Source organism: Streptomyces sp. NPDC056883 (assembly GCF_042788835.1).
In the GTDB taxonomy this organism is placed as follows: domain Bacteria; phylum Actinomycetota; class Actinomycetes; order Streptomycetales; family Streptomycetaceae; genus Streptomyces; species Streptomyces stoeckheimensis.
Genome location: NZ_JBHUBS010000015.1, coordinates 74,418 through 86,334, shown reverse-complemented (window position 1 = coordinate 86,334; position 11,917 = coordinate 74,418). Strand labels below are relative to the sequence as shown.

General features: G+C 72.1%; 10 protein-coding genes. 7 read left to right on the top strand and 3 right to left on the bottom strand.

What is annotated here, in order from left to right; genetic code table 11:
- The first annotated feature begins 9 nt into the window (after nucleotides 1-9).
- A complete protein-coding gene (locus ACFRU2_RS30365) occupies nucleotides 10-669 on the top strand; it encodes a 4'-phosphopantetheinyl transferase family protein (RefSeq protein WP_382978033.1) in 660 nt (219 codons plus the stop codon).
- A 44-nt stretch (nucleotides 670-713) separates the two neighbouring features.
- Here the strand turns inward: ACFRU2_RS30365 and ACFRU2_RS30360 are convergent, their stop codons facing one another.
- Nucleotides 714-2,165 (bottom strand): class I adenylate-forming enzyme family protein, encoded by a 1,452-nt coding sequence (locus ACFRU2_RS30360; protein WP_382978031.1) that lies wholly within the window; start codon nucleotides 2,163-2,165, stop codon nucleotides 714-716.
- 458 nt (nucleotides 2,166-2,623) lie between these two features.
- On the opposite strand from ACFRU2_RS30360, the gene pabB reads away from it, so the two are divergent.
- A complete protein-coding gene (gene pabB, locus ACFRU2_RS30355) occupies nucleotides 2,624-4,789 on the top strand; it encodes an aminodeoxychorismate synthase component I (protein WP_382978029.1) in 2,166 nt (721 codons plus the stop codon).
- Nucleotides 4,786-5,640, top strand: coding sequence for an aminotransferase class IV (locus tag ACFRU2_RS30350; RefSeq protein WP_382978026.1), 855 nt, complete (start codon nucleotides 4,786-4,788; stop codon nucleotides 5,638-5,640). The genes pabB and ACFRU2_RS30350 overlap by 4 nt, the downstream gene beginning before the upstream one ends.
- A 21-nt stretch (nucleotides 5,641-5,661) precedes the next feature.
- Here ACFRU2_RS30350 and ACFRU2_RS30345 read toward each other — a convergent pair whose 3' ends face one another.
- Entirely contained in the window at nucleotides 5,662-6,423 is a 762-nt protein-coding gene (locus ACFRU2_RS30345) for a helix-turn-helix domain-containing protein (protein ID WP_382978024.1), read from the bottom strand.
- 222 nt (nucleotides 6,424-6,645) lie between these two features.
- Between ACFRU2_RS30345 and ACFRU2_RS30340 the strand changes: the two genes are divergently transcribed.
- Nucleotides 6,646-7,317 carry a DUF4097 family beta strand repeat-containing protein gene (locus ACFRU2_RS30340; RefSeq protein ID WP_382978022.1) on the top strand — a complete coding sequence of 224 codons (672 nt, stop codon included), beginning with the start codon at nucleotides 6,646-6,648 and terminating at the stop codon, nucleotides 7,315-7,317.
- A 101-nt stretch (nucleotides 7,318-7,418) separates the two neighbouring features.
- Here the strand turns inward: ACFRU2_RS30340 and ACFRU2_RS30335 are convergent, their stop codons facing one another.
- Nucleotides 7,419-8,162, bottom strand: a complete 744-nt coding sequence (locus tag ACFRU2_RS30335; protein WP_382978021.1) for a class I SAM-dependent methyltransferase — start codon at nucleotides 8,160-8,162, stop codon at nucleotides 7,419-7,421.
- 663 nt (nucleotides 8,163-8,825) lie between these two features.
- On the opposite strand from ACFRU2_RS30335, the gene ACFRU2_RS30330 reads away from it, so the two are divergent.
- Genes ACFRU2_RS30330 through ACFRU2_RS30320 form a run of 3 tightly spaced genes read left to right on the top strand, consistent with a single transcriptional unit; the run spans nucleotide 8,826 to nucleotide 11,916 of the window.
- Nucleotides 8,826-9,938, top strand: a complete 1,113-nt coding sequence (locus ACFRU2_RS30330; protein WP_382978019.1) for a bifunctional DNA primase/polymerase — start codon at nucleotides 8,826-8,828, stop codon at nucleotides 9,936-9,938.
- A complete protein-coding gene (locus ACFRU2_RS30325) occupies nucleotides 9,935-11,530 on the top strand; it encodes a phage/plasmid primase, P4 family (protein ID WP_382978016.1) in 1,596 nt (531 codons plus the stop codon). The genes ACFRU2_RS30330 and ACFRU2_RS30325 overlap by 4 nt, the downstream gene beginning before the upstream one ends.
- Nucleotides 11,527-11,916: a DUF6009 family protein gene (locus tag ACFRU2_RS30320; RefSeq protein WP_382978013.1), complete on the top strand. Its 390-nt coding sequence runs from the start codon at nucleotides 11,527-11,529 to the stop codon at nucleotides 11,914-11,916. Before ACFRU2_RS30325 ends, ACFRU2_RS30320 begins: the two co-directional genes overlap by 4 nt.
- The last annotated feature ends 1 nt before the right edge of the window (nucleotide 11,917 follow it).

Below are 11,917 nucleotides of genomic sequence, written 5' to 3'. Positions count from 1 at the left end.
GGGGTGTCGGTGTCTGTGTTGGTGGACCGGGTAGAGGTGTGGCTCGCGGTCCCGGTCGGTGACCAGCGCAAGCACGCGCACGCGCTGCTGCGGCGGGCCGCGGCGGCGGTGCTGGGCGTCGGGCCCGAGGGCCTGGCCGTGGCCCGGGAGCCGGGCGGACGGCCGTACGTGGTGTCACGGCCCGGCGCCGCGGACCGCGGAGCGCGGCCGCCGGTACGGGTGAACGTGAGCGTGAGCCACACCCGCGGCCTGACCGCGGTCGCGGTGTGCACCGGCGGGGACGTGGGCGTGGACGTGGAGCCGGCCCGCGAGCTCCCGGCGGTGGCCCTCGCCCGGCGCTGGTTCGCCGAGGAGGACGTCCGCTGGATCGAAGGCCATGCACCCGCCCTGCGGGCCCGCGCCCTGCTGTGGGTCTGGACGCACAAGGAGGCGCTGGGCAAGGCGGTCGGCACCGGGCTGGCCGGCGGAGGCCGGCTGCGGCCGGTTCCGCTGCCCGCCTCCGGCCTGCCGCCGGAGCCCGCCGGGCGTCCGGTGACCCTGCGGGAGATCTTCCCGGGCGCGGGCCTGACCAGCGCCGTCCCCGGCGGCCCCGAGGGCTACGTCCTGTGCGTGGCGGGCGGCCCCGGCACCGAGGGCACGCCGGTGTCGGTCACCCAGGTGGACTGCTGAACTCCCTTGCTGCGTAAAGGTGTTGCCGCGCTGGTCCATCGGGCTCACACCCGTTCCACGGCGGCGGCCCGCTGCGCGGCAGACCGCAGCGCGGCCGGATCCCGTACCGGCTTTCCGGTGGTCGTCCGGGGCAGGGCGGGCAGTGCGTGGATGCGGCGCGGCAGCTTGAAGCCGGCCACCCGTTCGGCGAGCAGGCTCTCCACGGCCCGCGCCGTGACCTGCTCGTCGAGGACCGCGTAGGCCTCGATGGCCCCGTCGTGGACCACCACCGCCTCGCGGACGCCGGGCAGTTCGGACAGGGTCCACTCGACCTCGGTGAGGTCGACCTTGAGCCCGCCGACCGACACCTGGGAGTCCAGCCGGCCCACGACGGCGAGCAGCCCGGTCTCCGGGTCGAGCGTCGCGGCATCGCGGGTGCGCAGCCAGCCGTCCGCCCAGCGGTCCGGACCGGCCGGACCGAGGTACGGGCTGACGGGGCGCCGTACGAGGAGCTCCCCGTCCACCACCTTCGCCTCGATGCCCGGAGCGGTGCGCCCCGTGGCCGGCCGGGAGGCCCCGGACAGGTCGGCCGCGATGACGCCCGTCTCCGTCATCCCGTACACCTCGCCCAGCGGTACGGAGTACCGCGCGGCGAAGGCCTCGGCGACCCCGGGCCGCACCGACTCGCCGGCGGATATCGCCCCGACCAGGTGCGGCAGCGGCGGGGGAGCGGAGACCGAGGCCAGCAGCTGCGCGTGGAACGGCACGCCCGTGATCACGGTCGGCGCGGTCCGCGCGGCCACGGCGGCGAGGATGCCGTCGGCGCTCATCCGCTCCGGCAGCACGATCTCGACGCCCGCGTGCAGGCTGTGCAGGACCCCCGCCATCAACCCCATCGCGTGGATCAGGGAGTTGAGGACCACGATGCGGTCGCCCGGCCCGGGCATACCGGGGATCAGGGTGTAGCGGTGGACCTCGGCGACGAGGTCCGCGGCCGTGCGCCCGATCACCTTGGAGGGGCCGGTGGAACCGGAGCTGAGCTGAACGAGCGCGTGCCCGCTCGCGGCCGGCCGCCCCTCGGGGTACGGCTCGGCCACGGCGTCGAGCGTGTGGAATCCGCGGAGCACGCCGAGGCGCACCGGCGCGGCCGGCCGAACGAGGAACTGAGGGGCCGTCCGGTGCAGCGCCCGGTCGCTCTCGTGGGCGGTCAGCCGGTGGTCGAGCAGGATCACCTGGGCCCCGGTCCGCCAGGCGGCCAGCAGGTGGGTGAGCAGCGCGAGCGACGGGGGCAGCTGGAGCGCGACCGATCCGCCGCGGCGCAGTCCGGCCTGTGCCAGTTCGGTGTGGCGGGCCCCGACCTCGCGGCGCAGACCGGCGCGATCCAGCCGTTCGCCGATGTGCACCGCAGGCTCGGCGTCGTCGTGGCCGGCGTGCAGGAGCAGCTCGTCGACCCAGCTTCCGTCGTGCTGTTCCGGATCGGTTGTCCGGGGCCCGGGGCCCCCGAAATCGCTGATCACGAACAAACATCTCCCCGTTGCACTGCCCCATTGTGCTGCTGATTCGCCCTGACTGGCTCAGCAGTTCCGCATAATAGAAACGACCCCTCGGGGACTGTCAAGCGTCATATGCAAAGCGCGACAGCATTCTTGCGGAATCGCGAATTCCTACTGCCGGGTTGCCTTGCGGGGCCCGGTTCGCGGTGCGGAAAATGCTTGACTGAACAGGGACTCCCTGTAGGGTCTGCCCGTGTTGAACGGGGAGATCATTCATTCCCCGATTTCCCTGACGGGGAATCGGGAGCTCAGGGTCGGGTATCCATTGACCGGCTGTAACGCCTGCGCACGGCGCCGGTTTATCCGGGAGGCCATCGAGGCGATCTTTCCCGGGCTGCGTAGTCCGTCCGGAATTCAGTCATCAGATCTTTCTATCGGATCCGGCTGTCGAATCCGTCCCTCCATGACCTCGTGAGGTGAGCATGCGCACTCTCCTGGTGGATAATTACGACTCCTTCACCTTCAATCTGTTCCACCTCCTGGCGGAGGCCAACGGGCAGGAGCCCGTCGTCATCCGCAACGATGAGCCGGGGTGGAGAACCAGCCATCTGGAGGAGTTCGACAACGTCGTCCTGTCTCCCGGACCCGGCACCCCCGAACGCCCGGAGGACTTCGGCGTCTGCACCGAGATCGTCCGCGCGGCGGACCGCCCGGTCCTCGGCGTGTGCCTCGGCCACCAGGGCATAGCCCACCTCGGCGGCGGCTCCGTCCGGCGGGCCCCCGAACCCCGGCACGGACGGGTCTCCCCCGTGGAGCACTCCGGGACGGACCTCTTCGCCGGGATCCCCTCGCCCTTCGACGTCGTGCGCTACCACTCCCTCACCGTGGCCGACCTGCCCGAGGACGTCTTCGAGGCCACCGCGTGGGCGCCGGGCGGCATCCTCATGGGCCTGCGCCACCGCGAACGCCCGCTGTGGGGCGTGCAGTTCCACCCGGAATCCATCAGCAGCGAGCACGGACTGCTGATGATGCGCAACTTCCGCGAGCTCACCACCCGCTGGCAGCAGGAGCACCCCGGCGCGCGGCCCCTCGCACCGGCCGCGCCCGCCGCCGCGCCCGCCCGCCCCGCCCCGAGCCGGCACCTGCGCGTCCTCACCGAGCGGTTGCCCACCGCATGGGACCCCGAGATCGTCTTCGACGAGCTGCTGCGCGGCGGGAACCACGCCTTCTGGCTCGACAGCAGCCGCAGCGACGGCGCCACGGGCCGCTTCTCGATCATGGGCGACGCCTCCGGGGACCTGGCCCGCGTGGCCACGGCCGACGTGGCGGCCGGCACGGTCACCGTCGTGTCCGAGCGGGACGGCGTCCGCAGCGCGCAGGTCGCGCAGCGCCCCTTCTTCGACTGGATCGACGAGGACCTGAAGTCCCTGAAGGTGGACCTGCCCGCCCGGGCCGAGAACCCCTGCAACTTCGCCCTCGGCTGGGTCGGGTACCTCGGGTACGAACTGAAGGCGCAGTGCGGGGCCGGCCCGGTCGTCCACCGCTCGAAGCAGCCCGACGCCACGATGGTGTTCGCCGCCCGGGCCCTGGCCTTCGACCACCTGACCGGCACCACGCACCTGCTCGCCCTGGCCCCCGCGGACCCCGGAGCGGACGCCGAGGCACTCGCCCACGACGCCTCCGCCCGCGCGTGGCTGCGTACCACCACCGAACGGCTGCGCGCCCTCGCCGGCCGGACCGCGGACGCCGACGTGCCCGCGCAGCCCGTGGACGCGGGAGACCTGAGCCTGCGCCACGACCGGGACGCCTACCTGGACCGCATCCGGCGCAGCCAGGAGGACATCGCCGCCGGCGAGACCTACGAGGTCTGCCTCACCAACGAACTGCACAGCGAAGCGAAGGTGGACCCCTGGGAGGGGTACCGGTTCCTGCGCCGCACGAGCCCGGCGCCGTTCGCCTCGCTGCTCCTCTTCGAGGACCTCGCCGTCCTCAGCACCTCGCCGGAACGGTTCCTGCGCGTCACCGCCGAGGGGCTGGCCGAGTCCAAGCCGATCAAGGGCACCCGGCCGCGCGGGGCCACCCCGGAGGAGGACGAGGCGCTGCGCGTGGACCTGCGGACCAACGAGAAGGACCGCTCCGAGAACCTGATGATCGTCGACCTGGTCCGCAACGACCTCGGCCGGTGCGCGGAGATCGGCTCGGTCCACGTGCCCAAGCTGTTCGACGTGGAGACCTTCGCCACGGTGCACCAGCTCGTCAGCACCGTACGGGCCACCATGCGCCCCGGAGTGAGCGCCGTGGAGTGTGTGCGCACCGCGTTCCCGGGCGGTTCGATGACGGGCGCCCCCAAGATCCGCACCATGCAGATCATCGACGAACTGGAGGAGGGCCCGCGCGGCGTGTACTCCGGAGCGATCGGCTACTTCTCCCTGTGCGGCGGCGCCGACCTCAGCATCGTCATCCGCACCGCCGTCGTGACGGACGAGGGCATCCGCTACGGAGTCGGCGGCGCCATCGTCGCCCTCTCCGACCCCGCCGACGAGTACGAGGAGACCATCACCAAGACGACCCCGCTGCTCCGCCTCCTCGGCAGGGGCTTCCCCGGCCGCGATGCGGCGGCATCCGCCGAGCCCCCGGTGTCCCGTTGACCGGGCCGGTCCCGCCCACCGCGGCGGGCCGCGCCGACCGTCTCTTCGCGCTCACCCGGTACGGAGCCCTGCGCGAGGTCCCCGCGACGGAGGCCCCGGGCACGCTCCTCGCCGCGGACTCCTGGCTGGTCGACGACGGCCGGGTCCGCGCCCTGGACCGGCACCGCAGCCGCTTCACCGCCACCTGCACCGGGACCGCCGGCGTGCCCGTCGCGCTCCTGGACACCTTCTGGACCGCGATGGAGGCCCTGCTGCCCCGGGAGGCCGGCCACTGGTTCCCGCGCGTGGAGCTGGAAACGGTGTCCCCGGACGCGTCCCCGGACACGGCCCTGCCCGATGGCCACCGGCTGCTGTACCGGCTGCGCCCCGCGCCCGCGCGCTCCACGACGGCCAGGGTCTGGGGCCTGGCGGTCTGCGACCCGCGCCGGACGCCCCGTCACAAGGGGCCGGACCTGGGCGCCCTGGCCGAAGTCCGCTCCAGGGCCACGGCCGCGGACGCCGACGAGGCGCTCCTGGTCACCGCGGACGGGGTGGTGCTCGAGGCGGCCAACTCCTCGCTCCTGTGGTGGGAGGAGGACGTCCTGTGCCATCCGCCCGCCGAGCTCCCGGTCCTCCCCGGGGTCACCGCCTCGCTGCTGCTCGACCGGGCGGCGCGCACGGGCGTGACCGTACGGCCCGTCCGGCGCAGGCTGTCCGCGCTCGCCGGACGCGAGGTCTGGGTGGCCAACGCCCTCCACGGGCTGCGCCCCGTCACGGCCTGGACGGGCGGCCGCCTCCCGGCCGGCCCTCCGCTGCGCGCCCCCGCGTGGCAGTCCTGGCTGGACGGCCTGCGGACCCCGCTCCCGGAGTGACCGGTAGCCGGTAGCCGGCCCTCAGGCGGAGGGCTTCGGGGCCCGGGTCCCGGGGGCGTCGTCCGAGGGCTGCCCCGCCTTGGTGTGGAGGACTTCGCGGGCCTGCTCCGCGGCGCGGGTTATGCCCTCGCTGACGAAGTCGACGAAGCGGGCGATGTTCTCCAGGCGGGTGGCGGCCGGAGTGCCGGGCCCGAGCACGCCGACACCCTGCCGCGCCGTTTCCACGAGCACGGCGTGGGCGCGGGCGCTGGCGATCATCCCCTGGTACCAGACGTCGTCGTCGACGACGTAGCGCTCGCGGCGCCCTTCGCCGGGTTCCCTGCGGACGAGGCTCTGGCCTTCGAGGAAGGTGATGGCCTTGGAGACGGATGCCGGGCTGACCTGGAGGCGCCGGACGAGCTCGGACGCGGTGAGACTGCCCGCGTCGGTGGTGTAGAGGGCGGCCAGCACCCGGGCCGTCATCTTGGACAGGCCCGACTGCATGAAGATGCCGGCGAACGTCTCCTCGTACGCGCGCACGGCCTCGGCATCGCGCCCGTCGGCCTCCGGGGGCGCCTGCGGCCCCCGGGGCGCGGCCTGCCTGCTCCGGTGGGCGCGGCGCTCGGTGGCGCGATGGGCCACATCGGAACGGTAGGAGGACGGACCGCCGTTGCGCATCACCTCCCGCGTGATCGTCGAGGTCGGCCGGTCGAGACGCCGGGCGATCTCCGCGTAGGCGAGCCCGTCGGCCAGCCCCAGCGCGATCTGCTGGCGCTCCTGCTGCGTGAGTCTGCCTCCCGGCACCGTTCTCTCCCTCTGTAGACGCTCCCCAGCATAGCGTTCACTTCCAGTTCATTGCAACGACAAGCCGCGGAGTCGTTGCATTGAATCGCAGATCATTGCAACGAAAAGAGTCATCTGATCTGCGAGGATGTCAATATCTCGCAACGAGTGTGTTGTGGGGTATTGGAATGCAACGTAGCTTTTCCGTTGTCGGAAACAAGCAGCGAAGCGCAGGAGAGAACAATGCAGAAGTTCGCCACCACCGCCCCGATCGCCACCGTCCTCGACGTCCCCGCCGGCCGTATCCGCCTCATCGCCGCCGACCGGTCCGATGCCACCGTCGAGATCCTGCCCGCGGACGCCTCGAAGAGCCGCGACGTGAAGACGGCGGAGCGGACGACGGTCGCCTACGCCGACGGCGTCCTGCGGATCGAGGTCCCCGAGGCGAAGAACCGGGTCCTCGGCGCGGCCGGATCCATCGAGGTCACCGTCCAGCTCCCCGCCGGCTCCCGCGTCGAGGCCAGGACGGCCGCCGCCGAGTTCCGGGGCGTCGGACGTCTCGGCGACGTCGCCTTCGAGGGCGCGCAGGCCACGGTCAAGCTCGACGAGACCGCGAGCGCCCTCCTCACCCTCCAGTCCGGCGACATCGCGGTCGGCCGCCTGGGCGGCCCCGCGGAGATCAGCACCCAGAAGGGCGACATCACCATCGCCGAGGCGGTGCGCGGCACGGTCGTGCTGCGCACCGAGTCCGGCGAGGTCTCGGTCGGCGCCGCCGCCGGAGTCTCCGCCTCCCTGGACGCGGGCACCGCCTACGGCCGGATCCACAACGCGCTCAACAACACCGAAGGCGCCGCCGCCCAGCTCGACATCCGCGCGACCACCTCCTACGGCGACATCACCGCCCGCAGCCTCTGAGCGGCGGCGACGCGCACATGCCGCGCCTGATTGCGCCGCTCGCACGACCGCCCCGCCCCGCCATGGAACGGCGAAGCGGGGCGGTCGTGCGAGTGCCGTGATCAGGCGCGGCAGCGCAGCATCTCCAGCGGGGGGTTCTCGGCGAGGTTCGCCCAGTGCTCCGCACCGAACTCCTGCAGGCCGGCCTCCGACACCGTCACCGGGATCCAGGTCAGCTCGCTGAATCCGGCCGCCTTCAGGGAGGTCTCGTACACCTCGCGGCGCGGGAAGTTCGCGATGAACGAGACCGGCGGGTCGAGCAGGGCCGTGGTCCGCACCTTGAACCCGGTCTCGACCTCCTCACCGGTGAGTTCGGTGTGGAAGCCGTACTTCTCCGGGGTCGGCCCGTCGAAGCGGTAGTCGGGCGACTGGTTGATGAGGAAGAGCTCGGCGCCCGGCTTCAGGCTCCGGTGGATGTTGCGGCACATCCGCTCCGTGGTGGCGATGTCCGAGGCGTAGTTGAGGAGCTGGACGGCCAGCCCGACGTCGAAGGGCTCCTCGAAGGGCCGGAGCTCGGCCGCGTCGCCCACCTCGTAGCGCACGCCCAGAGGGTCGCGCTCCTCGATCGCCCGTGCCACGGAGACCAGCTCGCCGGAGATGTCGATCCCGAGCACCTCGGCCGCGCCGCGCCGCTTGAGCTCACGACTGTAGAAGCCGGTACCCGAAGCCACGTCGAGCACCGACTTGCCCGTCACGTCCCCGACCAGGGCCAGGAATCCGGGCACGATCGCCCACTGCTCCAGCGGAAGCGCCTTGAACCCCTCGTACGCCTCACCGATCTCGTCGTACTGCTGCTGCGCACTCACAGTGCCGTCCTCCCCGTTGTTCTTCACCGTGCAAAGGGGCCCGGCTCCGCCCACGACCGCGACGGACCAAGCCCGTTGATCGGCAGTCTCTCCCAATCGAGCAGGCCCTCAGCCTTGGCGAAACACACGAAATCCACCCCTTCCTCCCGGCCTCCCACACAGCCACCCGAGGTCCTGCCCGCCGGCCTGCTCACGGCCGGCTGGAGCCCGGACAGAGGACGGCTCAAAGCCCTCCGACGTCGGCCCGCGGGGCGGAGCGACTGAGGAACAGCGACTGAGGGCTGGCCCAGTCGCTGCGATGTGATGACCAAAATGCCTGTTCAGAGGGGTGTGTTTGAGCCAGACAGCGACTGAAGCGACTCAAGGCCCGGGTATATGGGCTGCAACGCATGTGTGCGTGTGCGTGCGTGTGGGCGTCATATATACGGGTCTTGAGTCGCTTCAGTCGCTGTTCTAGCTTGTGCACCTCTGTGACCTGGTGTTTTGTGAGCGTCTCAACGAGCTACCGAAGAAACTTCGGTAGCTGCGTCTTCAGTCGCTTGGTAGCTGGAGCGCTCCGCGGAGGCACGCGCTTGCGCAGGCTCATTTGTCTCTTGCCTCCCGGTGGTTTCGCTAGCCTGATTTCAGGCGTTGAGTCGCTTCAGTCGCTGATGGGGGAAGTGGATGGCAGCTGACCTGCGAGTTTCGCGTAGTGACCCAAGGCAGTCGGGGAGAGCTGCTCGGGGGGAACAGCAGCCTCTGACGACTGCCTTGTGGTGCGCGCGGCGCGGGTGGCCCGTTCACCCACTGGCCCCGGGCCGCAAGACGCCCGTGGGCAACTGCGAGGCGTGCCGTGCCCCTGGCCACCACCGCGGGGCCTGCGACTGCTTCCGGGCGGGCCGTTGGTGCCACGGCTTCCACGCGGCCACCCTCGACCCCGCCAGGATCGAGCAGTGCTGGGGTTCCCGCCCGGACCTGGGCATCGGTGTCGCGTGCGGTCCCGCGGACCTCGTGGTCGTCGACATCGACGCGCACGCCCGCGAACTCCCCGACCGGGACCGGCTGCTGCCCGGCGTCGCCATCTCTCCGGACGTGGACCTGACCGGACTGGCCAACGGCTTCCACACCCTGGGCCTGCTGGCCGCCCTGCGCGGTGCCGTCAGCCCTGCCGACGACGCCTCGACCCTGCGCGTGCGTACCCCTTCCGGGGGACTGCACGTCTGGTACCGGGACCACGGAGGCCACCGCTGGCAGTGCTCCACCGGATCGGGCAACGGCCGCGCCCTCGCCTGGCAGGTCGACCTGCGGGCACACGGCGGCTACATAGTCGCCCCCGGCACCGTGACCCGCGCGGGCGTCTACGAGCCCGTGGGCCCCGCGCGGGAGCCCGCGCCGCTCCCTGCCTGGCTCGCTCGGGAACTGGAGCGCACCGGGCACCTGTCACCGGCGCACGTGGCCGCGCCCCGCTCCGTACCGCCCCGGGCCCGCCAGGCCGTCATCGCGGCGGGCGGCGGCCGCCGCGCCCCGGGCCGGCTCCTGACCGGAGTCCTCGCCGAGGTCGTCGCCTGCGCCGCCGTACCCGAAGGGGCCGCGTTCTCCGAGAAGCTGAACCGCGCCGCCTACACCGCCGGCGGACTGGTCGCCGCCGGGCACCTGACCGAGACCGACGCCGCCGGTCTGCTGCGTGAAGCGGCCGAGCGGGCCCGGCCGGGGCAGGAGCGCCGCAGCGGCGCCGTCATCCGCGGCGGGCTGAGAGCGGGCGCATCGCGCCCGCTCTCGCTGGGAGGCCGAAGGTGAGTCTGGACAACGGCAGTCGGCTGGTCGAGTTCGACGTCCATGCCGCCGCCGCGCAGATCCTCGCGCAGCCCGCTGCGGCGGAGCACGGGGACCTGGACGCCGACGTCATCGGCGTCCCCGCCATCCCGGCTCCCGGACCCGTCACCGTCACCGCGGCCCCCAAGGTCCCCGCCCAGGAGGCCCGTGCCCCGCACTCGGACGGCGAGGCGACGGCGGCCGGACTGCTGCCCGACACGCTCACCGACCGGGGTAACGCCAAACTGTTCGTCAAGCTCTACGCTGACGACTACCGGCACGTTCCTGGCATCGGCTGGTTCCGCTGGGACGGCACCCGCTGGCAGATCGACGAGGACGACACCGTGCTCTGGGCCGCCGGCGACCTCGCGGAGAGCATCGCCACCACCGACTCCCGCGGCGTGTACACCCCTGTCGCGCTGCAGCAGCACCGCCGCCGCGCGCTCAGCACCAGCGGCATGAACGCGATGCTCACCCAGGCCAAGTCCGCCCCGGGCATGGTGCTCAACGCGGCGCTGCTGGACGCTGATCCGTACGCCCTGTGCACCCCCGCGGGCGTCGTCGACCTGCGCACCGGACACATCCGCCCGGCGCAGCCGACGAAGGACTTCCATTCGCGCTCCACGTCGGCCGCGCCGCAGCCGATGGCCACCCCGCGCTGGAACCGCTTCCTGACCGACACCTTCGGCGAAGGCCCCGAGGGCGCGGAGATGATCAGCTTCCTGCAGCTGCTGCTCGGCTACTCCGTCACCGGGGACGTCGGCGCCCAGGTCATGCCGTTCCTGTTCGGCTCCGGCAAGAACGGCAAGTCCGTCCTTCTGGACGTCCTGATGAAACTCCTCGGGGACTACGCGGACGCCGCGCCGCCCGGGTTCCTGATGGCGCGGCCGTACGAGGGCCACCCGACCGACCTCGCCGAACTGCACGGCCGGCGGGTCATCGTGTGCAGCGAGGTCAAGCCGGGCGACCGCTTCGACGAGGCCCGCGTCAAGCTGCTCACCGGCGGCGACCGCATCAAGGCACGCCGGATGCGGCAGGACTTCTTCAGCTTCGAGCCCACGCACAAACTCTGGCTGCTGGGCAACCACCGGCCCGAAGTGGGCACCGGTGGCTTCGCGTTCTGGCGGCGCATACGGATGATCCCGTTCGAGCGGGTGGTCTCCGACGACCGCAAGATCGACAACCTGGCGGACGTCCTGGTCACCCAGGAGGGCCCGGGCATCCTCAACTGGCTCATCGAGGGCGCCCGCCGTTACCTGGGCGGCGACAAGGACCTCTCGGGGCCCGAGCGGGTCCGCATCGCCACCTCGGCGTACGCCGAGACCGAGGACCACACCGGGCGGTTCATCGGTGAGACCTGCCGGTTCGAGCCCGATCTGCGGGCGGAACAAGCACTGCTCTACGCCGCATATCGGAACTGGTGCCACCATGAGGGGGCTCCGGCGATCTCCTCCCGGGCGTTCGCGGCACGCGTCCGCGAGGCGGTGGGTCTGGCATCGCCGAAGGCGATGATCCTGTCGAACCAGCGCAAGTACTACCCGGGCATCGGCCTGCTTGCGCACGAGGAGAGAGCATGAGCGCCCTCATCGCAGAGGAAGAGATCCTTCACGAGGCGGACCTCGTATGGCTCGAGGACATCAGCCGGCTCGATTACGTCCGGCAGAGCCTGGACCGGCTCCCGACCCGCCGCGGCAGGCCCGCCTACCACCGCGACGGCCGGATCGTCGGATACGCGGTCCTGGGGGCGGGGGCCAAGCCGTCCCGCTCCTCCGGCACCTTCAGGCGCCGGGTCTTCTGGCTGCTCCCGCACGACCGGGACACCGACCCCGAGGGGCTGTACGCCAGTGGGGCGCCCGCAGAGGCCGTGGACGCGCGAACCCTGGCGCCGGGCATCAAGGGGTCCAAGACGGAGCGGTCGGAGGGCGGACCGATGTCCTCGGCACGCATCGGCACCATCGGCTGAT